General features: G+C 64.2%; 20 protein-coding genes. 10 read left to right on the top strand and 10 right to left on the bottom strand.

All coding sequences use genetic code 11. The annotated features are described in order from the left end of the window. Positions 1-209: 209 nt before the first annotated feature. Positions 210-599: a response regulator gene (locus tag OZ411_RS37830; RefSeq protein ID WP_282532003.1), complete on the bottom strand. Its 390-nt coding sequence runs from the start codon at positions 597-599 to the stop codon at positions 210-212. 409 nt (positions 600-1,008) lie between these two features. Here OZ411_RS37830 and OZ411_RS37825 point away from each other — a divergent pair, with 409 nt between their 5' ends. Both OZ411_RS37825 and OZ411_RS37820 read left to right on the top strand, forming a co-directional pair. Then, positions 1,009-3,747 (top strand): PAS domain S-box protein, encoded by a 2,739-nt coding sequence (locus OZ411_RS37825; RefSeq protein ID WP_282532007.1) that lies wholly within the window; start codon positions 1,009-1,011, stop codon positions 3,745-3,747. A gap of 54 nt (positions 3,748-3,801) precedes the next feature. Next, positions 3,802-4,797, top strand: coding sequence for a P1 family peptidase (locus tag OZ411_RS37820; RefSeq protein WP_282532002.1), 996 nt, complete (start codon positions 3,802-3,804; stop codon positions 4,795-4,797). 22 nt (positions 4,798-4,819) lie between these two features. Here the strand turns inward: OZ411_RS37820 and OZ411_RS37815 are convergent, their stop codons facing one another. Then, positions 4,820-5,602, bottom strand: coding sequence for an EF-hand domain-containing protein (locus OZ411_RS37815; RefSeq protein ID WP_282532001.1), 783 nt, complete (start codon positions 5,600-5,602; stop codon positions 4,820-4,822). A 256-nt stretch (positions 5,603-5,858) separates the two neighbouring features. Here OZ411_RS37815 and rpe point away from each other — a divergent pair, with 256 nt between their 5' ends. Further along, positions 5,859-6,560, top strand: coding sequence for a ribulose-phosphate 3-epimerase (gene rpe / locus OZ411_RS37810; RefSeq protein ID WP_130580214.1), 702 nt, complete (start codon positions 5,859-5,861; stop codon positions 6,558-6,560). On the opposite strand, the gene OZ411_RS37805 is transcribed toward rpe, so the two are convergent. From OZ411_RS37805 to OZ411_RS37780, 6 genes are all read right to left on the bottom strand, one after another. After that, positions 6,557-7,957: a bifunctional serine/threonine-protein kinase/universal stress protein gene (locus OZ411_RS37805; RefSeq protein ID WP_130580215.1), complete on the bottom strand. Its 1,401-nt coding sequence runs from the start codon at positions 7,955-7,957 to the stop codon at positions 6,557-6,559. The two genes, rpe and OZ411_RS37805, sit on opposite strands and share 4 nt — an antisense overlap. A 3-nt stretch (positions 7,958-7,960) precedes the next feature. Next, complete coding sequence (locus OZ411_RS37800) at positions 7,961-8,701, bottom strand: metallophosphoesterase family protein (RefSeq protein ID WP_130580216.1); 741 nt, start codon at positions 8,699-8,701, stop codon at positions 7,961-7,963. Positions 8,702-8,815: 114 nt separating this feature from the next. Continuing rightward, complete coding sequence (locus OZ411_RS37795; protein ID WP_130580217.1) at positions 8,816-9,412, bottom strand: TetR family transcriptional regulator; 597 nt, start codon at positions 9,410-9,412, stop codon at positions 8,816-8,818. 461 nt (positions 9,413-9,873) lie between these two features. Beyond that, positions 9,874-10,482 (bottom strand): hypothetical protein, encoded by a 609-nt coding sequence (locus OZ411_RS37790; RefSeq protein ID WP_282532000.1) that lies wholly within the window; start codon positions 10,480-10,482, stop codon positions 9,874-9,876. Continuing rightward, positions 10,479-11,150: a hypothetical protein gene (locus OZ411_RS37785; RefSeq protein ID WP_282531999.1), complete on the bottom strand. Its 672-nt coding sequence runs from the start codon at positions 11,148-11,150 to the stop codon at positions 10,479-10,481. Before OZ411_RS37785 ends, OZ411_RS37790 begins: the two co-directional genes overlap by 4 nt. Beyond that, positions 11,140-11,901: a MotA/TolQ/ExbB proton channel family protein gene (locus tag OZ411_RS37780; protein WP_282531998.1), complete on the bottom strand. Its 762-nt coding sequence runs from the start codon at positions 11,899-11,901 to the stop codon at positions 11,140-11,142. The genes OZ411_RS37785 and OZ411_RS37780 overlap by 11 nt, the downstream gene beginning before the upstream one ends. A gap of 264 nt (positions 11,902-12,165) precedes the next feature. Here OZ411_RS37780 and OZ411_RS37775 point away from each other — a divergent pair, with 264 nt between their 5' ends. The 3 genes from OZ411_RS37775 (at position 12,166) to purB (ending at position 15,844) form a co-directional block, all read left to right on the top strand. Beyond that, positions 12,166-13,536: a histidine kinase gene (locus OZ411_RS37775; RefSeq protein ID WP_282531997.1), complete on the top strand. Its 1,371-nt coding sequence runs from the start codon at positions 12,166-12,168 to the stop codon at positions 13,534-13,536. Further along, positions 13,536-14,189 carry a response regulator transcription factor gene (locus OZ411_RS37770; RefSeq protein ID WP_282531996.1) on the top strand — a complete coding sequence of 218 codons (654 nt, stop codon included), beginning with the start codon at positions 13,536-13,538 and terminating at the stop codon, positions 14,187-14,189. The genes OZ411_RS37775 and OZ411_RS37770 overlap by 1 nt, the downstream gene beginning before the upstream one ends. Positions 14,190-14,536: 347 nt before the next feature. Continuing rightward, positions 14,537-15,844, top strand: a complete 1,308-nt coding sequence (purB, locus tag OZ411_RS37765) for an adenylosuccinate lyase (RefSeq protein ID WP_282531995.1) — start codon at positions 14,537-14,539, stop codon at positions 15,842-15,844. Between the two features lie 165 nt (positions 15,845-16,009). Here the strand turns inward: purB and OZ411_RS37760 are convergent, their stop codons facing one another. Continuing rightward, positions 16,010-16,561, bottom strand: a complete 552-nt coding sequence (locus tag OZ411_RS37760) for a cytochrome b (protein WP_130580223.1) — start codon at positions 16,559-16,561, stop codon at positions 16,010-16,012. Between the two features lie 197 nt (positions 16,562-16,758). On the opposite strand from OZ411_RS37760, the gene murI reads away from it, so the two are divergent. Then, positions 16,759-17,544, top strand: a complete 786-nt coding sequence (gene murI / locus OZ411_RS37755) for a glutamate racemase (RefSeq protein ID WP_282531994.1) — start codon at positions 16,759-16,761, stop codon at positions 17,542-17,544. A gap of 19 nt (positions 17,545-17,563) precedes the next feature. On the opposite strand, the gene bla is transcribed toward murI, so the two are convergent. Then, positions 17,564-18,421, bottom strand: a complete 858-nt coding sequence (gene bla, locus OZ411_RS37750) for a class A beta-lactamase (RefSeq protein ID WP_130580225.1) — start codon at positions 18,419-18,421, stop codon at positions 17,564-17,566. A 169-nt stretch (positions 18,422-18,590) separates the two neighbouring features. Between bla and OZ411_RS37745 the strand changes: the two genes are divergently transcribed. The 3 genes from OZ411_RS37745 (at position 18,591) to rpsD (ending at position 21,170) form a co-directional block, all read left to right on the top strand. After that, positions 18,591-19,364, top strand: a complete 774-nt coding sequence (locus OZ411_RS37745) for an aldolase/citrate lyase family protein (RefSeq protein ID WP_282532006.1) — start codon at positions 18,591-18,593, stop codon at positions 19,362-19,364. Positions 19,365-19,557: 193 nt separating this feature from the next. Continuing rightward, the gene (locus OZ411_RS37740; protein ID WP_282531993.1) at positions 19,558-20,355 is read left to right on the top strand and encodes an acyltransferase; all 798 of its coding nucleotides are present in this window, start codon (positions 19,558-19,560) and stop codon (positions 20,353-20,355) included. A gap of 197 nt (positions 20,356-20,552) precedes the next feature. Beyond that, positions 20,553-21,170: a 30S ribosomal protein S4 gene (gene rpsD, locus OZ411_RS37735; RefSeq protein WP_282531992.1), complete on the top strand. Its 618-nt coding sequence runs from the start codon at positions 20,553-20,555 to the stop codon at positions 21,168-21,170. The last annotated feature ends 20 nt before the right edge of the window (positions 21,171-21,190 follow it).

The following is a 21,190-nucleotide window of genomic DNA, read 5'->3' as shown; positions in this document are numbered from 1 at the left end:
TGGGCAAAGCGACTTGTCCGCCGTAGCTCAACGAGCGAAGGCGGAAGCGTGCCCACCATCGCGAGCACAGCACTGGATGGTGGGCACGGCGCAAGTGCGCCTTTGCCCACCCTACGACTGCTCTCTCCGTCGTCCCCGCGAAAGCAGGCACGACACCGGTGCGAGACGTAACAGCGGCGAGGAAATGACGATAGAGCGAGGTCGCCCGATCAAACCGCCGCGCGCACCGCAACGGCAGCAACCGCCTGCCGCGCGTTCTCGATGGCGCGCATCAGGTCGTTCGGACGGAACGGCTTCTGCAAGCAGACCACGTTCGACAGGTCCGGCGCTTCAGCGACGAAATCCAGCGCCGTCATGCCGGAGATCGCGACGATGGGAAAATCCGGCTGGCGGTCACGCATCATCGACATGAGGTCGAGACCGTTCTTGCCCTGCAGGAAGATGTCGATGATCGCAAGATCGAATTTGGCCGTTTCGAACGCCTTGATTCCCTCCGCGGCGGATGCCGCCTCGACAATCTCGAAACGATTGACGCGCAGCACAATCGCGATCATCGCGCGCACGTCGGATTGGTCGTCGACAACGAGAACTCGGGCCATGAAAACCCCCGGGACCGGCTGCGGGAAGCCTAATCGTGGAAAACGCTATGCAGTAGGTGATCAGGCGAATTATCTATCCTGTCAGTAAAGAGGTGGTTACCTGAATTGGATACGGGCGCCCGGTTCAATTCCCTGCCGGTAGCAGATAACCTTGGATCGATTTCGAGCGATTGGTTTTTGTCGCACCAAAGCGACGCATAGCGGGTTTATCGGACTTTGATTTCTGCCCTCCCCAGGCCAGCGGAGACAGCCTCCCTTCCCACCGGTACGGATGGAGCGGCCGGATGTTCCACTTTGTGTGGACAGCCCGCGCGCGGGTTTGACGTGATCCCCTGTCTTGCGTTCGATACCGCCTTCCAGGAGACCATCAGTGCTCAAGGGTAACGACCGCAGCTTCTTCCTTTCAACCATGCCGGCCTCGCGCGGCGACCGCAACGTGGCGCTGGCGGTGGTCGTCGTCTCGGCCGTGCTGTTCGCTATTGCGATACCATTCGCCGGGATGCCGCTGACGCCGGTGCCGGCCTTCGTGGCGAGCTACCAGTCCGCGCTGGCGATCAACGATCTCATCACGGCGGTGTTGCTGTTTTCGCAGTTCGCCATCCTGCGCTGGCGGGCAATGCTGCTGCTCGCGAGCGGGTATCTTTTCACCGCCGCGGCTGCGGTCACCCACGCGCTGACTTTTCCGGGCCTGTTTGCCCCGGCGGGCTTGTTCGGCGCCGGTTCACAGACCACGGTCTGGCTCTTCATTGTCTGGCACGGCTTCTTCCCGCTGATGGTGCTCGGCTACGCGCTTTCGAAGGGAGACGACGGCGCCCGGATCCGCGGCTCGACGATGTCGGCGATCATGGGCAGCGTCGCGGCGGTTGTCGTCGCGATGGCACTGTTCGCCTGGATCGTCACCGCCCAGCACGACCGCCTCCCCGTCCTCTTGAGCGGCGGACACTACACGCCGGTCATGATCGGCGTGGTCTCGACGGTGCTGTTCCTCTGTGCCGCCGCGATTGGCGCGCTGTGGTTCCGGAAACCGCATTCCGTCATCGACATCTGGCTCATGGTCGTGCTGTGCGCCTGGCTGTTCGACATCGCGCTGTCGGCCATGCTCAACGTGGCGAGATTCGATCTCGGTTTCTATGCCGGGCGTATCTACGGATTGTGCGCCGCCAGTTTCGTGCTCGCAGTGTTGTTGATCGATAATGTCGCGCTGCAGGCGCAGATGTCGCGGCTTTTGGGTGTGGTCCGCCGCCAGGTCGCCACCGAACGCGACCACCATGCCGAACGCGAGCGGCTGTTCAGCGCGGTCGTGCAATCCTCCAACGACGCCATCATCACCAAATCGCTCGACGGCACCATCACCGCCTGGAATCCGGCTGCGGAGCGCCTGTTCGGCTATCCGGCAGCCACGGCGGTCGGCCAGCATATCGACATCATCGTGCCGCCCGACCGTCGCGGCGAAATCGACGACATCCTCACGCGGATCGGGAGCGGCGAAAAGCTCGCGCACTATGAGACGCAGCGGCTGCACAAGAGCGGCAAGCCGATCGACGTCTCGCTCAGTGTCTCACCACTGCTGTCTGCGACGGGCGAGATCGTCGGCGCGTCCAAGATCGCGCACGACATCACCGAACGCAGGCGGACGCAGAAGGCGCTCAACCAGGAGATCGAAGAGCGGCAGCGCATCTTCGAGACCTCGCAGGATTTCCTGTCGGTGACCGACAAGCAGGGCAATTTCGTCCAGGTCAGTCCGAGCGCCAAGACCATTGTGGGCTACGATCCTGCCGAGATGGTCGGACGTTCCGCGGTCGAGTTTGTTCATCCGGACGATCTCGAAAATACCCGCAACGAGATGCGCGCCGGCCGGCGCGGCCAGAGCAAGCGCAGTTTCGAGACGCGCCTGATCCGCAAGGACGGCGAAGTGGTGTCGCTCAACTGGTCCGCAACCTATTCGGAGCCGGTCAAGCGCTATTTCTTCATCGGCCGTGATCTCACCGAGAAGCAGGCCGCCGAAGCACAGATCCGGCAGGTGCAGAAGATGGACGCGGTCGGCCAGCTCACCGGCGGCGTCGCCCATGACTTCAACAACATCCTGACCGTCATCACCGGCACCATCGGCATCCTGGAAGAAGCGGTCTCCGACCGGCCCGACCTCGTCGCCATCGCCCGGTTGATCGACGAAGCCGCCGAGCGCGGCGCCAACCTGACCAAGCACCTGCTCGCCTTCGCCCGCAAGCAGCCGCTGCAGCCAGTCGATGTCGATATCAATGCGCTGATCCTGGAGGCGGCGAAGCTGCTGCGTCCGACGCTCGGCGAGCATATCGAGGTCACGCCGATGCTGGCCGAGGACGCCTGGACGGCAATGGTCGATCCGAACCAGCTCACCGCGGCAATCCTCAATCTCGCGCTGAATGCGCGCGATGCCATGCCCCGCGGCGGCAAGCTGGCGCTCGAAAGCCGCAACGTCTATCTCGACGAGGGCTATGCCAGCATGCACAGCGAGGTCACAGTCGGCCATTACGTCATGGTCGCCGTCAGCGACAGCGGCACCGGCATTCCCACCCATCTGCTGGAAAAAGTGTTCGATCCCTTCTTCACCACCAAGGAAGTCGGCAAGGGCACCGGGCTCGGCCTTTCAATGGTGTTCGGCTTCGTCAAGCAGTCGGGCGGCCACATCAAGATCTACAGCGAGGAACGCCACGGCACCTCGGTCAAGATGTATCTGCCGCGCGCGACCGGCCTCGCCCAGACCGTCGTGGAAGCGCAGCAGTCCGCCAATGTCCAAGGCGGAAATGAAGTCATCCTGGTGGTCGAGGACGACGCGCTGGTGCGCAAATACGTCGTGACCCAGATCACAAGCCTCGGCTACGCGACGCTCGAGGCGGCCAATGCCGCCGAGGCGCTCAACATCATCGATACCGGCGCGCCGATCGACCTCCTCTTCACCGACGTCATCATGCCCGGCGCCATGAACGGACGTCAGCTCGTCGACGAGGCGCTGAAGCGGCGGCCTGGGCTCAAGACGCTGTACACGTCGGGCTACACAGAGAACGCGATCGTCCATCACGGACGGCTCGATTCCGGCGTGCTGCTGCTGGCGAAACCCTACCGCAAGTCGGAGCTTGCCAAGATGATCCGGCTCGCGCTTGGCAGTTGATGCGTCATGCTTGGCCGCTATATCAGTCAATAGGATGAGAAGAGGACGTGCGCTTTGAAAAATCTCCTCACCGATATCGCAGGCGTCCGCGTCGGCCATGCCGACGACGCCTCGATCGCCTCCGGCGTCACCGCGATCATCTTTGACAAGCCTGCCGTGGCGTCGATCGACGTGCGCGGCGGCGGCCCCGGCACGCGCGACGACGCACTGCTGCAGCCGCACAATACCGTCGATGCGGTGGACGCGATCGCGCTGTCCGGCGGCTCCGCCCTCGGCCTCGATGCTGCCGGCGGCGTGCAGGCCTGGCTTGTCGAGCAAGGCCGGGGTTTGCGGATTCGCGAGGCCGTGATCCCGATCGTGCCCGGTGCGATCTGCTTCGATCTCTTGAACGGCGGCAACAAGGCGTGGGGACGGTTCCCGCCCTATCGCGATCTCGCCTATGCCGCGGCGGCTGCGGCCGGCAGCGATTTCCGGCTCGGCAGCGTCGGCGCCGGCATGGGCGCGACCACGTCCAACCTGAAGGGCGGACTGGGATCGGCGTCGGCGCGAACCGATGACGGCGTGACGGTTGCCGCACTGGCCGTCGTCAATGCGGTCGGCGCCGTCACGGTCGGCGACGGCCCGTGGTTCTGGGCCGCCCCCTTCGAGGTCGACGGGGAATTCGGCGGGCGTGGTCTGCCGGCCGCATTCACGCCTGATATGTTGAAGGCGCGGCTGAAGGGCGGGCCGGCGGCGACATCCGGCGAGAACACCACGCTGGTCGTCGTCGTGACCGACGCCACGCTGACGAAGTCACAGGCCAAGCGGCTGGCGATGATCGCGCAGACCGGCATGGCGCGGGCGATCTATCCGGTGCATGCGCCGCTTGACGGCGACGTGGTGTTTGCCGCGGCGACCGGCGAGAAGCCGATCGATCCTTTGTTCGGCCTCACCGAACTCGGCATGCACGCCGCCAACGCCGTGGCCCGCGCGATCGCGCGTGGCGTCTATGCGGCGACTGCACTGCCCTTCCCCGATGCGTTGCCGAGCTGGCAGGACCGGTTCGGCTAGACCTGTGATGCAAACCGGGAGCTTACGCGCTGACCGAGAGCGAGGCCCAGGCCTGCGCCGAGATAGGGCTGGCCTGCCGCTGCTCCAGTTGGTCGACGGCCTGCCGCTGCACCAACTGGTCGATGGAATTGTAGGACGAGGTGGCAGCCCGCGCGGCCGACGAGCTCGCAGCCGAGGTCGCCGTCACCTTCGATCCGTCGGCATAGGTGGTCGTTGTCGTGACCGATCCATCGCTGTTGGTAACCGAAGCGCTGGTGCCGTCGAGCGCCTGCATCAGCGCATCGGCACTGCCGCCACCCCCGCCACCGTGATGACGAACGTGGGAGCCACGACCGGAGCCGCCTTTCAAAGCCGAGGACATCTCGTCGAGCGTGACGCTGCCGTTACCATCCTTGTCCAGCTTGGAGAACACGTCATCGGCCTTCGCCAGATTGGTCCCGCCGGCGCCGAGCGCATCCTCGAATTCGGATTTCGTGATCTTGCCGTTGCCGTCGCCATCGATCTGCCCGAACAAATCCTTCAGCGCATCCGAGCGACTCTTGGTCGAGGCAGCCGTGCCGGTCGACGCCTGGCTCTGCGCATCGAGCAGCGCGCTCATCGTCTCCGGGGCGATCGGCGCAGAGCTGCTGCCGGCCGATCCGGAACTCGGGGCCGCGCCGGTCGGCGCCGTCGTCGCGCCGGAAATATCGAAGATGTTGCCGGCGTCCTGGGTCAGGCCGGTGGACTTTGCCTGCGACGTCTTCGACGACGTCAGCGACTTCAGGAGATCGATAGCCGACGACGCAGCGCCAAGGGCGAACAGCATGAGAGGGAACTCCGACAATACAGCGTGAGCGGCGGCCCAACGCCTGCAAAGCTAGCGAGCAAGCGCCGTGCCATGGCGAAAAGCCCTTTAAAATCGGCATTTCCCGCACACAAACGGGTTCGCGGCAGCCGGCAATTGCTGCCGCTGCGGCAGTTTTTTCCTGCCCGCGACTTCCCTCCTGTGCATTGCCCGCTACCGGCATGCATGTTAGGCGGAACCATCCCGCTTGCTACAGAGATGCCTTCGGAGAGCGTCCATGTCCCAGCCCTTCACGCCACGTCCGCTGGTGATCGCGCCGTCGATCCTGGCCTCGGATTTCTCGAAACTCGGCGAGGAAGTCCGCGCCGTCGACCAGGCCGGCGCCGACTGGATTCATCTCGACGTCATGGACGGGCATTTCGTGCCGAACATTTCCTATGGCCCCGACGTCATCAAGGCGATGCGCCCGCACACCAAGAAGATCTTCGATGCGCATTTGATGATCTCGCCCTGCGATCCCTATCTCGAGGCGTTCGCGAAGGCCGGCTGCGACCACATCACGGTGCATGCGGAGGCCGGCCCGCATCTGCATCGTTCGCTGCAGGCAATCCGCGGGCTCGGCAAGAAGGCGGGCGTCTCGATCAATCCGGCGACGCCCGTGAGCGCGATCGAGCATGTGCTCGACCTGATCGACCTTGTGCTGGTGATGTCGGTCAATCCGGGATTTGGCGGCCAGGCGTTCATCCGTTCGTCGCTCGGCAAGGTCAGCGACGTCAGGGCGATGACCGCCGGCCGGCCGATCGACATCGAGGTCGACGGCGGCGTCGCGCCCGATGTATCAGGGGAACTGGCAGCCGCCGGCGCCAATGCGTTTGTCGCAGGCTCGGCCGTGTTCAAGGGCGGCACGATGGAGGCGTACAAGGCCAACATCTCCGCGATCCGCAACGCGGCGGCGCTAGCGCGCGGCGAAGCGATCTAGCTTTCCCGTGGCGGGCGCACCACGGTGACCGTGCACGGCGCCTCCGACGCCACTTTCGCCGAGACGCTGCCGAGCAGCGTCCGCAGCATGGAGTCCTGTCGCGCGCCGATCACGATGTGATCGACCTGATTGGCCTCCGCGAATTCCAGGATCGCCGCCGCGGGATCGATCGCCTCCAGCACATGCACCGACAGCCGGTTCTCGTCGAGCTTCAGCGACGACGCCCAGTGCCGCAGCGCGACCAGGCGGTCGACATGCTTGTTGTTGCCCTTCTCATCCAGTGTCCGGTCGATGGTGACGAGGCCGAGCTTGAGCACGTTGACGCATGCGAGCCGGGCCTGCGGCAGGGTCGCGAGAATCCGCTGCGCGGTGACACGCAAGGCCTCGTTCAGCGGGCCCGATGTCTCCATGGTATCGATCGCAACCACCAGGATCGGGCTCGACGCCAGTTGCACGGCGACGTCGGACTTCGGCTGCGGCTGCCACGCCCCGCGGTTGAAGCGACGGCGCATCACCGTCGCGAACGGATCGCGGTCGCGCCGCTCCGCGCGCGCCGTCAGCTTGACCTGGTCGGGGTTGCCGAGATCGAAGGCGACCTGCGAGGCGGTCGGATAGCGCCAGGCGGGCTCGATCTCCAGGCATCGCAGGACGATCTCCTGCAGCCAGGGCGGATAGTCGCCCCTGAGCTTGCGCGGCGGATAGGGATCGCGCCACAGCCGCCGACGCATGCCGCGCAGCGTTTCGCTCTCGCCGAACGGCCGCACCCCGGTGGTGAAGAAATACAGGAGCACGCCGAGCGAAAACAGATCGCTGCGCGGATCGTCGCGCACCCCGAGCAGGCGCTCCGGCGCCATATACGGCGCGGTGCCGTAAGGCAGGCGAAATTCTTCCTGCAGCAGATCGGGCAGATGTTCGTGATGCGACAGGCCGAAATCGATCAGCACCGTCTCTCCGCTCTCGCGGAACATGATGCTGCTCGGCTTGATGTCGTGATGGATGACGTTCTGCCGATGCAGCGCCGACAGCGCAGCGGCGATCTTGATCCCGAGCCCCCTCGCCTCCTCGTAAGCGATCGGCAGATCGTCCAGCCGCTTGTACAGCGTCTGGCCCGGGATGCGTTCGATCACGACATAGGCCTGGCGCGCGAAATCGCCGGTGCCGAAGCAGGCCGGCACATGCGGCCCGGACAATCGCGGCAGGATCATCTGCTCCATCTCGAAGCTGACGATGGCGGCGGGATCCTCACCTTCCGAGACCCGCGGGACCTTCATCAGCAGCGGCACGTCGATGCCCGGATGGGTGACGCTCCACAGCGTCGCCATGCCGCCGCGATGCACGCACTCGCCAATGGTGAAGCCATCGATGACGGTGCCCGGCTGCATGAAAATTGTCGCCATCTGCTATCGGCCGACAAACAGGCGATCGGCCAGCCAGCCCGGCAGGCCATTGTCGCGGATCCGGGCTGCCGCCGCCTCGATATCATAGGGGGCACGACAATAAGTGATCTCTCGCCTCTCGGTGTCGAACATGGAGAAGGCGGCTGCGGGAATGCCGTCGCGGGGCTGGCCGACGGAGCCGAGCACCGCAAGCCAGCGCCGGCCCACCAAAAGCTGCACGGCTACACCCGTCGTCGGCACAAAGCTCGTCATCTTCGCCGTCGCCGACATCGAATAGAGCGCGGGACGATGGATATGGCCGCAAAAGGTGATTGGAGCATCTGCAGCCATCATGCTGCGCGCAGCGTCCGACGCGTCGCGCACGTAGCGCCATCTGGTCGGGTTCGACGCCTCGGAATGGACGTAGAGGCGGTCGTCCTCCTGCTGCTCCAGGGGCAGTTCGGCGAGGAAGCGCCGCTGCGCCGCGCTGAGCTTGCCGCGGGTCCACTCGATCACCGCCTGGGCTTCGGCGTTCATCGCGTCTTTGTCGATGCCGATGGCGCTGTCATGGTTGCCGCGAACGGCGATCGCGCCGTCCTCGACCAGCCCCATAACGGTGTCCACGGTCCATTCGGGGTCGGCGCCATAGCCGACGAAATCGCCGAGAAGGATGAACTTCTCCGCGCCTTGCGCACGCGCAGCCTCAAGGCAGGCACCAAACGCCTGCCGATTGCCGTGGATATCCGCAAACAGCGCGAGCCGCACATCATCCTCCCCAGCCAATCCTGGCGGGCCCAACCACATCTGTCTTGATGGATATCAAACACGAGCGAAAGTCGCCCGCAAATGGACCGGGAGAATCGGTCGCGAAACTACGTGTTAGCGCTTAGGACAGGCTTCGAGCCCGCGGAACAGCAGTGCCAGCAACGCGTCGGTGCGCTCCTGCAGGTCCGGATCACCCCATTCGTCGGCATGGGCCGGGTGATGAAGGCTTCTCGTCGCCTCGAAAATCGCGCGGGCCGTTGCCTTGGGATCCTTGACCTCGAACACGCCCTGCTCGACGCCATCGGACAGGATATGCGCGATCTGATCGGTCAGGCATTCCTTGTGGCCCTTGACCACAACACAAGCCTCGCGCGCCAGCGTCAGATAGGTGCGGAACATCTCCGGATCGTCGGCAAACCTGGCTTGTTTGGTTGCGAACAGCGTGCGCAGCCACCGGTCGAGCCGGGCCTGCGCAGGGCCGGTACTCACTGCGATCTCCTGCAGCGGGGCCTTGGCCCGGTCGAGCCAGCGTTTTGCCACCGCTTCACGGAGCGAAGCCTTGCTTGGGAAGTGCCGGTAGACACTGCCGTGGCTCACATCGAGCGCACGGGCAACGTCCACCACGGTCGCCTTGGCGAGCCCGTAGCGACGCAGGACGTCCTCGGTGACCTCCAGGATACGTTCAGGGGTCAAGACGACTGCTTCGTTCATGGCTCCACCCTATCCCCAGCTATTGGGCATTTCCACTCCGGCGGTCAGGCGCATCGCAAAACGGCCTGGCCGGTCGTTAAGGCAATCCTATTCCAGTTAGCGGGCCAATTTCTCCGCTTGGGCCGCCAAGTGGCGAGCCACCTGCTGATTGAGCCAGCGCTGGATCTGTTCAGTCAAATGCAAAATCTCGATCGTCATCATCGTAGTCTCCGGCAAGTCCGTGGCCGGCGCTTTGGCCTGAAACCGGTACTCGTACTCTACCGGATCAAGCCTTTCGCGGCCGCGAGCCACGGGGCGCCCCATCCGGCGTCCGGAGGTGGATATAGCATGTCTGACTGACAGATTACAATATCTGTTACTCAATAACCCGTGATTGACGTTTGTCAGGTGCGGAACGCAGCGGCCGAGCCCTCCGTCCGGCGGTCCGTTTCCGTGAGACAGCTCTATCGGTATCTAGGAACCTATTGCTCGTCCTTCGGCGGCATTCGCGGCGGCAGCAGCGGGGTAAATGACACACCGTCGCCGGGGTCTGGGGCAGCCATCAGCGCCCCGCCGGTCGAGGGATCGCCACCCGACGTCTCGATCACGGCGCTCGGGGTGATGTATTCCCTGGCCGCCGCGATCAGGCCGCCCTCGCCGGTGCCAAAATCCGCGGCCCGCCCGCCCTGGGGACGGCCGGCGGCAATCTCGGTGATGGCCTTGTCGGTCTTCTGCGCCAGCGAGTCGCTGTAGGGGATGCGGTAGGCTCTGGGGATGGCGCTCGGCCGGTTGTCTTCGTCGAGGGTCTCGACCCAAAGATAGATCGAGCCGGGGTCGCCCTCCAGCGAGTGCGGCTCCACGATGCGTGCTTGCAACAGCTTGAACGAGGCCGGCAACCTGTCGACGCTGGCCCAGCCCAGCAGGCCGCGCACGCCCATAAAGCTCGCAATATAGAATGCGCTGGTCACGACGACCGCAATCGCCTTGGCCGACCAGGGCAAGCGTGCATAGACCAGGATGACGAGCAATAGCGCGCCGATCAGCGCATAGCTGATCGAGAGCGAGAGGATGACCGACTGGAGATTGTTCACGGGCGAGACATCCTGACGCCTGTCTTCGGATCGAGATCCGCGCCGTTTGCGCGCACGTTGCGGAACGTCTCCATCAATGATTTCTGCCGCTGCTGGACGTCGACCACCTTGCCTTCGGCATCGACCCAGAAACGCAGCGCGGTTTTCTCATCGCCGGTGTGATCGAGCGTCAACTTGTTGTCGAAGATCACCTGGGCGGTCGGATTGAGCTTCTGCACCTTCACGCTGACCGGAACTGGCTGCCCGGTCGTCGCCTGGAAATGCGAAATATTGACGGTGTATTCGCCGGGGATGATGCCGCGCACGGTGACGATCTCCTCGCGGATTGGCGACGGAATCTTCTTGCCGTTGACGATGATGAAATCGTTGGCGCCGCCACGATCGTCGCGGTCGAGCGTGAGGAAGCCGGCTTCGCGGCGACGATACCAGGCGATATTGCCGGCGGGATCCTGCACGAACAGATCGAAATCATCAGGGTGATTGTCCGGCCAGTCCATCGTGATGATGAATTCAGCCTTGGAGTCGATCTTGCCCTCCTTCGACTCCGGCGAGACCGCAAGCAACGCGAGGAAGAACAGGAAGGCGACGACCTGCAGCGCCTTGAACAGCATCACGCCGAGCGGATCGAAATTTTCCTCCCGCGGATAGAGGCCGAACTCATCCATCATGATGGTGTTCCAAGGCCGGGGTGACGTGCGTCTCGGTCAACATGACGGCATCAGAAAACACCCGCTGGGTCGCGGCATCGAGCATGTAGTATTGAATCCTGACGAGGATCGATCCGATCAGGCCGGCCAGCGTCGTGTACATGGCTACCGCCATGCCGTCGCTCATCAGCCCCATCGACGATCGCATCGCGACCTTGTCGGCGGCATCGAGAGTTGCGATCGGCGCCAGCATGATGATGAAGCCGATGATGGTCCCGAGCAGCCCGAGCTTCATCAGCGTATCGGAAACGAAGGCGCCGAAGGCGTTGGAGCCGCGCAGCCGGTCCGCCAGCGACCTGAGCAGCAGCGTCTGATCGATGCGGCCGGTGGTCTGCGCCGCGGCCTTCTTCACCAGGTTGCGGATGTGGTCGCTGACGAGCCCTCCAGGCAGAGCGCGCGCATTCTCGTCGAGCCTCCTCGCGGCGCCGGGAGTGGACAGGATCGCGCGGCAGCGTCTGGCCGCCTCGCCTTCGCGCGCGATCGCTCGCGTCCGCCAGAAACAATGGAGGCAGGTGATGACGTAGAGAACGGCGATCAGGCTCGAAATGTAGGTGCGATCCGAGGTGACCATGAGATGCAGCAACCCGTATCGCCACAGCAGCACGGCGGCGAAGATCGAAAGCCCCGTGAAGATCATCCATAGCAACAGGACACTTCGCTCCGAAGTATCCTTGCCGGGCAAGGTGGTCTCGGCGCCAACCGTGGCACTCATGCAGCTTTGCTCCCTGAGGGCGGCCAAGAGCGACGGCCCGCAAACGGTCCCCGGCTTTGTTAATCCGAGGCGGCAGCTTGCGTCCAAAGACATATGCCTGCGGTTCGCTGGGAAAATTTCCCGAGCTTCTCCTCACCCGCCATCTTGCAATTGGCGCCGAATAGCGGTGCTGTTACGCTCCAGATTGTTGTTTCGACGCGTTTTCTTCACGCGAATCGGTGTCCACTTCGCTCGAAAACGCTCTAGAAGCCGCGGAGTGATCGCATGCGCCTCGTGCTCCAGCTCGTCGCCCGTCTGCTCGTCATCGTCATCTTGTGTCTGGGAGGCGCGACCGTTTGGGCGACGATCGACGCCTATCACAGTGTCGACCGCGCCACGGCCGCATCCGCCGAACGGGTCTCGCAAGCGCTGGAAGCGCTCTACTGGCGCGAATTGCTGTTGCGCGGCAACAGGACACGCGAACACCTTTTGCCGGTACCGGAATGGCGCACCACTCAGACGATGAGCCTGATTTCGCCGGGCGTCTGCGTCCAGTTTGAACCGAAGGGCGAGTTCGAGAATCCGCTTTGCGGCCAGAGCAAAGGGATCGGCGCATCTCCACCGCACTGGTTCGCAGCCGCCGTGGAGACATTCCTTGGCGACCACGCCGCGGTCGCCCGGCCGATAAGTGCGCGCTCGACCACTGCAGGCACGGTCACGGCCATTGCCGATCCTGACGCCGCGATATCGCTCGCCTGGCAGCACATCCTCGACAACGTCCACGTCGCGCTGCTGATGGCGGTGGCCATCGCCCTGCTTGCCTCGCTCGCGATTGCGCATGCACTGGCTCCGGCGCAGTTGATCGTTACCGCACTGCAGCGCATGGCGAACGGTCAATATCGAACATCGCTTCCGCGCTTCCGCTCGATGGAACTTGCCATGATTGGGCAGGCCGTCAGCGACCTCGGAGATCGCCTCGCGCAGGCCACGGAAGAACGGGCCGTCCTGACCCGCCGGCTGCTTGAAATCCGCAGCGACGAGCGGCGCGTGCTTGCGCGCGAACTGCACGATGAGTTCGGACAAAATCTCGCGGCGATCCTGGCCTTCGCCAACACGATCGAAGCGGCCAGCGCGCAGGAGCAGGACCGAGGCGACGTCGCGCAGGATGCGCGGATGATCTCGCAGGCCACGCTGCACATCATGGCTTGCCTGCGCGGCACGCTGAACCGCCTGCGCCACCCGCCCGCCGAGGAACTCGGGCTGGAGGCGAGCCTCATCAACCTCGTTGATAGCTGGCGATCGCAGAACGCGACGCAGCCGATGATCCAGCTCGACCTCAAAGGCGATTTCGCCGACGTGCGAGGCGCGGTCGCCGCGACCGCCTATCGTGTGGCTCAGGAATGCCTGACCAACTCGTTGCGCCACAGTGCGGCGCGCGAGATCGTGCTTCGGATCGAGCGGCGGACGGGTGTGGAAAATGCGCTGCTGGTTCGCGTCGAGGACGACGGCGGCGGCGATGCCGCCAAGGTGGCGCAGTCCGTCGGCTTCGGCCTGACCGGAATACGCGAGCGAGTAACCGCTCTCGGCGGCTCGCTGTCGATCGCGCGTGCAAGGCGCGGCCTGAGCGTCGCCGCCACGATCCCACTCGCCGCCTGATGCCGGCGCCGAAGACCCATGGCATTTCGATCCTGCTTGTCGACGACCATCCCGTGGTCCGGCAAGGCTATCGGCGCGTCCTGGAGCATCAAGGCGACTTCCGGGTGGTCGCTGAGGCCGACAACGCAGCCGACGCCTACCGCGCATTCAAGACCCACGCCCCTGATGTCGTGGTGATGGACATCTCGATGCCGGGTGCCAGCGGGCTCGAAGCTATCAGGAACATCCGGCAGCGCAGCGTCGCCGCACGCATTCTCGTGTTCAGCATGCACAGCGAGGCGGCGCTGGTGAAAGCCGCCTTTGGCGCCGGGGCAAGCGGTTATGTCACCAAGAGCAATGAACCGACCGTGCTGATCGCGGCGATCCGTTCGGTAGCGCGTGGCGAACATGCGATGAGCGATGATGTCGCCCATGCCCTGGCGATGGAAAGCCTGACTCCGTCAGGATCAGTCCTTGACCAATTGGGGGAGCGGGAGATCGAGATCCTGCGACAATTGGCTGCCGGCTCGACCACGGAGCAGATCGCCGCAAACCTCAATCTCAGCATGAAGACGGTTCAGAACTATCATTACCTGATCAAGACCAAGACCGGCATGCGGACCGATGCGCAGCTCGTCCGCCTCGCCGTCGAGTGCGGGTTGACCAGCCTTTAGAGCAAGCAATCCATCGCGCGATGTGGGGGCATGGATGGCTGTCGTCATCGCCCGGCTTGACCGGGCGATCCAGTATTCCACAGACGCCAGTGCTTGAGCCGAGAGGCCGCAGCGTACTGGATTCCCCGACGGAGCCTGTCATCGGGCTCGCCGAAGGCGAGACCCGGTGGCGGGGAATGACAGGACGTCGTGGATCAGATCAACCCGTTCGCGCGCCGAGAGGCCCATTTTCCTCATGCGGAAGGCTCGAATCGGTGGCCTCTACGGGATCGATTTGCTAAAGCGCGGTGTAAAAACAACCGGCTGGGAGCTCGTTTGCCGCCCCTGCCCGCACCTCGGAGTTTTCCATGATCCCCCGCTACACCCGCCCGGAGATGGCCGCGATCTGGGAGCCGCAGACCCGCTTCAAGATCTGGTTCGAGATCGAGGCGCATGCGGCTGATGCGCTAGCGGAACTCGGCGTCATTCCCAAGGAGGCTGCGAAGACGATCTGGGCCAAGGGCAAGGACGCAACCTTCGACGTCGCGCGGATCGACGAGATCGAGCGGGAGACCAAACACGACGTCATCGCCTTCCTGACCCATCTCGCTGAAATCGTCGGCCCCGAGGCGCGCTTCGTGCACCAGGGCATGACCTCCTCCGACGTGCTCGACACCTGCCTCAACGTGCAGCTCACCCGCGCCGCGGACCTCCTGCTTGCCGACATCGACAAGGTCCTGGCCGCGCTGAAGAAGCGCGCCTTCGAGCACAAGATGACGCCGACCATCGGCCGCTCCCACGGCATCCACGCCGAGCCGGTGACCTTCGGCCTCAAGCTCGCCTACGCCTATGCGGAATTCTCCCGTGCCCGGGCGCGGCTCGTCGCCGCCCGCAAGGAAGTCGCGACCTGCGCGATCTCGGGCGCAGTCGGCACCTTTGCGCAGATCGACCCGCGCGTCGAAGAGCATGTCGCCAAAGCGATGGGGCTCGAGCCGGAGCCGATCTCGACCCAGGTAATCCCGCGCGACCGCCATGCGATGTATTTCGCGACGCTGGCCGTGATCGCCGCCTCCATCGAGCGCCTGGCTGTCGAAATCCGTCACCTGCAGCGCACCGAGGTGCTGGAAGCCGAGGAATTCTTCTCGGAAGGGCAGAAGGGTTCGTCGGCAATGCCGCACAAGCGCAACCCGGTGCTGTCGGAGAACCTCTCCGGCCTGTCGCGGATGGTGCGGGCCTATGCAGTGCCCGCACTCGAGAACGTCGTGCTCTGGCACGAACGCGACATCTCGCATTCCTCCGCCGAGCGCATGATGGGCCCGGACGCCACCGTGACGCTCGACTTCGCGCTGGTCCGCCTCGCCGGCCTGGTCGAGAAGCTCCTGGTCTATCCGCAGAACATGCAGAAGAACCTCGATCGCCTCGGCGGCCTCGTGCATTCGCAACGGGTGCTGATCGCGCTGACGCAAAAGGGCGCGAGCCGCGAGGACGCCTACAAGTTCGTGCAGCGCAACGCCATGCCGGTCTGGCGCGGCGAAGGCGATTTCCTGACGCTGCTCAAGAAAGATCCGGACGTGAAGAAATATCTAAGTGACGCTGAGATCGAGGAGCAGTTCGACCTCGGCTATCACCTCAAGCACGTCGACACGATCTTCAAGCGCGTGTTCGGGGAAGCCTGAGCAGCCGCGAATTCTTCACCTCTCCCGCTTGCGGGAGAGGTCGGCGCGTAAGCGCCGGGTGAGGGCTCTCTCCACACGAAGAGTCTCGCCCGCGGAGATACCCTCACCCCAACCCTCTCCCGCAAGCGGGAGAGGGAGCGCAGCATCCATCGCAGAGGCAGGCGCTTAGCCCGGCGCTCCGTCGACCATGCGGGCGGCGACGCGATCGCGGCGCATGAAGTGGTGCCAGGCGACGGCGGCGATGTGAATTCCGATCAGCGCCAGCAGCACATAGGCGAAGTAGATGTGCCTGACCTCGTAGGCCTGCGCCGCGGCCCGATCAGGCGAGGTGATCTGCGGCACGTGAAACAGCCCGAACCAGTCCGAATAATTGGGCGTCCGGGCCCCGGAATGTGCCCAGCCCAGCACCGCCACCAGGATGGTGACGGCATAGAGCGCGAAATGGCTGACCCGGGCGGCGATCCGGTGCCAGCGCAACGTATCCTCCGGCAGCGCCGGCGTCGGGTTGACGCCGCGCCAGACCAGCCGAAGCAGGGTCACGAGCAGCACGACATAGCCGATATCGGCATGGATCGAGCGATAGAAGAAGCGGTCCGGGCGAGCGGGGATGTGGTTCATCCACCAGCCGAATCCGATCATGCCGATGATGGCGACCGCAAGCACCCAGTGGAATCCACGCGCAACGCTGCCCCAGCTCGATGTCGTGTTTCGGATCATGCGCCCGGCCCCATCGGCTTCGAGTTCGTCGCCGCCGCTTTACCGCGCTGCAGCGCCGCGCCCTGATAACCCTCCGGTCCGATCAAGGCGATTTGAATCGTTCCAAAATCTCCACCCGGGCCTGGGACCGAGCCGCAAGGCCGGCGGTGCCCTCAAATCAACTGAATCGTAACGCTGAAATGGGATAAGGTTAAATCGTGGCGGCGCCCCCAACCATTCTGGTATTCGATTCCGGCCTCGGCGGGCTGACGGTATTGCGCGAGATCGTGCGCGCCCGGCCCGACGCGCGTTACGTCTATGTCGCCGACGACGCCTTCTTTCCCTATGGCCACCATGGCGAGGAAGAGATCATCGCGCGCGTGGTGCCGCTACTCGGCGAATTGATCGGGAGACACACGCCCGATCTGGTCGTGATCGCCTGCAATACCGCCTCGACGCTCGTCATGTCACATCTGCGGGACGCCTACGACCTGCCATTCGTCGGAACCGTGCCGGCGATCAAGCCGGCCTGCGCCAGTTCGAAGACCAAGCGCGTGTCCGTGCTGGGCACCAAGGGCACCGTCAAGCGCGAATATACGAAAAAGCTGATCCACGATTTCGGACAGGGCTGCGAGGTGACGCTGGTCGGCTCGGGCGAGCTAGCTTCGCTGGCGGAAGCGGCGCTGAGCGGTCAGGATGTCAGCGACGTCGATATCGCCGCTGAACTGGCCCCCTGCTTTGTCGACGGCGCGGCACGCACCGACACTGTGGTACTTGCCTGCACGCATTATCCCTTGCTGCTGGATCGCCTGGTGAAGCTTGCGCCATGGCCGGTCGACTGGATCGACCCGGCGCCCGCCATCGCGCGACGCGTTTCCGATTTGCTCGGCCCGCCCGGCGATAGCAGAGACGAGGCCGGCGCCGAAATGCTCTTCACGTCCAACCGCCCGCATAGGCTGAGCCGGGCGTTGATGCCGTTTTTCGGCGGCCGCGTCCCGGCCTGAGGCCGCATACCCGTTTTGGCTAGCCGAATTGCCGGCCGACCATTTGCCCGATTTTCGCGAAAACGGCCTCGAGCTGTGCGGTGGTCGGCGAACCGCCCTGCGTATAGGCCGAGATCAGCACCGGTCCGCCTCCCCGAGGCCAAACCACCGCGATGTCGCCCGCAGCATCCTTGCCATTGTTGCCCGTCTTGTCGCCGACCTTCCAGTCCTTGGGCAAACCACCGCGAAGGCGGTTGTTTCCGGTCTTGCAGTTCAGCATCCAGTCCGTGAGGCGTTCGCGCGACGCCGGTGACAGTGCCTCGCCAAGCACGAAATGGCGCAGATTGCCGGCCATCGCGGCAGGCGTGGTCGTGTCATGCGGATCACCGGGCGGAGAGCGATTGAGCTCAAGTTCATAGTGATCGAGGCGCGAGACGGTATCGCCCGTTTCGTGCCAAAACGCAGTGAGCGCAGGGGGACCGCCGATCCGCGCCAGCAGCAGATTGGCGCAGGTGTTGTCGCTGAGCTCGACCACAGCCTTGCACATGTCGGCGACCGACATCGCTCCGCTCGACAGGTTCTGCCTTGCCGCCGGTGCATGGTGGAGAAGATCGGCGGCACGGTATCGCACCACGTTCTCAAGTCCGTCTTCGCCACGATCGATGCGGGCTAGAACGCACGCGGCAAGCGAGGCCTTGAATGTGCTGCACATGACAAAGCGCTCGTCACTTCGCCAAGTGATCTTGGCCCCTGTGGCCACATTCTCGGCATAGACGCCGATCCGCCCACCCGTCTCGCGCTCATAGGCTTCAAACGGTGACGGCCGCTCCTGCGCTCGCACGGGCGAGATGGCCAGACACGACAAAGCGGTCAGCAACGAGCGTCTGGTGAAAATCATCGAGGGGTCCTTTGAATGGGCTTCTTTCGGGTGGCATCCGTTGCCTCGCACACCAACGAGACGTGACGCCAAAGCAAGCAGTCAAGCACTCGATGCGTACTGATTTTGTCTTTATGATATCGGTGATCGAATAGCGCGCCCTCAACACAAGCTGTGGAGATCCGCTTTGATTTCACCGAACCCAACTCCCCTCAACCGGCTGCGACAGCAATGGCGAGAGAAGCGCCCGACTTTCGGCGCGATTGCCACGATCCCGAGCATCCAGACCGTGCAGATCATGGCGCAGTCGCTCGACTGGATCATCGTCGACCTCGAGCACGGCCCGATCGACCTCGGCACCGCGCACGCGATGATCGTGGCAACCTCCGGCACATCATGCGTGCCAATGGCGCGCATTGCCGCCAACGAGCCCTGGCTCGCCAAGGCGCCGATGGACATCGGTGCACTCGGCATCAATTTCCCGATGATCTGCAGCCGCGCCGAGGCCGAGAAGGCCGCGCGCGGCGTGCGGTATCCGCCCAAGGGTGACCGGCTGTGGGGACCATTCCACGCGCCGTTCCGCTGGGGCGTCTCTATGCCGGAGTACATGGCTACGGCCGATGACGACATGATCTGCATGATCACGATCGAGCATGTCGAGGCGGTCGAACGGATCGACGAGATCATGGCCACCCCCGGCATCGACATCGCCGTGATCGGGCCCGGCGACCTCGCCACCTCCATCAACAAGCGCGGCCTTCCCGATGATCCCGAAGTGGTGGCGCTGATGCAGCGCGCCGAGGAAGGCATCCTCAAGAGCGGCGTGCCGATCGGCGGAGTGGCGCGGTCCGCCGAACAGGCCAACGCGATGATCGAGCGCGGCTATGCGGCGCTCGCGCTGGGCTTCGACTGGTCCCTGCTCCAGCGCGGCATTGCCGCCAGCTTTGCAGGAATCAGGCGTTAGGGTTGCTTCTCCCGCCATGAGCCGGCTGCCAGGGTCGCCGTGATCGCCGGCAGTGCGGCGGGACGCCACACCCATCCCGGCGCCGAAACCGGCCATGTGCTGGAAGGCCGTTGGTTCATGCTCGGTTCAGGGCTGGCGAGCACATATACCGGCTCGCCAGCCTTTTATTGAATCTGGAACACCCGGCGGAGTAATGCGCGGAACGGCCCGAAAAATCTCAATCCCGCGCTGTTTCATCGCCGATCTGATGCGTGCGTCGCTCGACATCCCCTTCGTGTCGCTCACGCGCCTCCTGAACATCAGGGACCTGGTGGATGCCCGCGCAGAGGCGGCCCGTGCGGCCGGCTGGGCGGCGATCTTCGTGAAAGCCTTTGCCCTGGTCGCGAAGGACGAGCCGGCCTTGCGGACGCTCTACGTCAAATGGCCGTGGCCCGGCTTCTACGAGCTGCCGCGCAGCGCCGCTACCGTCGCAATCGCCCGCGTCGTGGACGGCGAGGATTGTGTGCTGCCGCAAAAGATCGGTACCCCTGAGATCAAGCCGCTCGCGGAGATCGATGCCTTGATCCACCACGCCAAGGAGGCGCCGGTCGAGGAAGTGGCGGCGTTCAGAAAGGCGCTGAGGGCGTCCGGCCTGCCGCTGCCGCTGCGCCGCCTGCTCTGGTGGATCGGGCTGAATTCCGGACGCCAGCGCGCCAATTATTTCGGCAGTTTCTCCGTGACGTCGGTGGCGGCCATCGGTCCCGGGGAACTGCACGCCGTCACACCGGGGCCGTTCATCCTCAGCTATGGGGTGGAGGAGGACGGAACGATCAGCGTGGTGCTGCGCTGGGACCACCGAATCACCGATGCCGCCCTTATCGCCCGGACGCTGTGCCGGCTGGAACAAGTGCTGAACGGCGAAATAGCAGCGGAGTTGCGAGCCGATCGGCAGCAAACCGACAGAGTGGTTTCCGGCAATTGCGACCTGATGGCACTAAATGGCACTAAATAGCCGCCTCTTTCGTTGACAGGACGGCCATCTTTCCCCTAAAAGCCCCCTGCTCGCGGGCCGGTTTCGGCCCGCGAAGCGTTTCGCGACCCGTGGTTCGTCCTCGAGCTTTCGAGGCGGACCTGTCGGCAGCGGCCAAATGGCAGGCTGCACAGGAGGGCGCGTTTCCTCAAATCCAACTTTGACCTGAAGAGGACGCGATGACAAAGCGCAGTGAGGCGAAATACAAGATCGATCGCCGCATGGGCCAGAATATCTGGGGCCGCCCGAAGAGCCCCGTGAATCGCCGCGAATACGGCCCTGGCCAGCACGGCCAGCGCCGCAAGGGCAAGCTCTCCGACTTCGGCGTGCAGCTCCGCGCCAAGCAGAAGCTTAAAGGTTATTACGCCAATATTTCCGAGCGCCAGTTCCACGGCATCTATGTCGAGGCCGGCCGCCTGAAGGGCGACACCGGTGAGCATCTGATCGGCCTATTGGAGCGCCGTCTCGACACCGTCGTGTATCGCGCCAAGTTCGTGCCCACGATGTTCGCTGCCCGCCAGTTCATCAACCACGGCCACGTCAAGGTGAACGGCCGCCGCGTCAACATCGGCAGCTACCGGCTCAAGCTCGGCGACGTGATCGAGGTCAAGGAAGCCTCCAAGCAGCTCGTGACCGTGCTGGAAGCCTCGCAGCTTCCCGAGCGCGACGTGCCCGACTTCATCGAGGTCGATCATGGCAAGATGACCGCGAAGTTCATCCGCATTCCCGGCCTGTCTGATGTGCCGTTCCCGGTGCAGATGGAACCGCATCTGATCGTCGAATTCTATTCGCGCTGATCGGACGGAAAGTTTGAGGT

Origin of the sequence: Bradyrhizobium sp. Arg237L (assembly GCF_029990105.1) — a bacterium.
Classification (GTDB): domain Bacteria; phylum Pseudomonadota; class Alphaproteobacteria; order Rhizobiales; family Xanthobacteraceae; genus Bradyrhizobium.
Note: the sequence above shows the minus strand (reverse complement) of the source record. Positions and strands in the feature narration are given on the sequence as shown.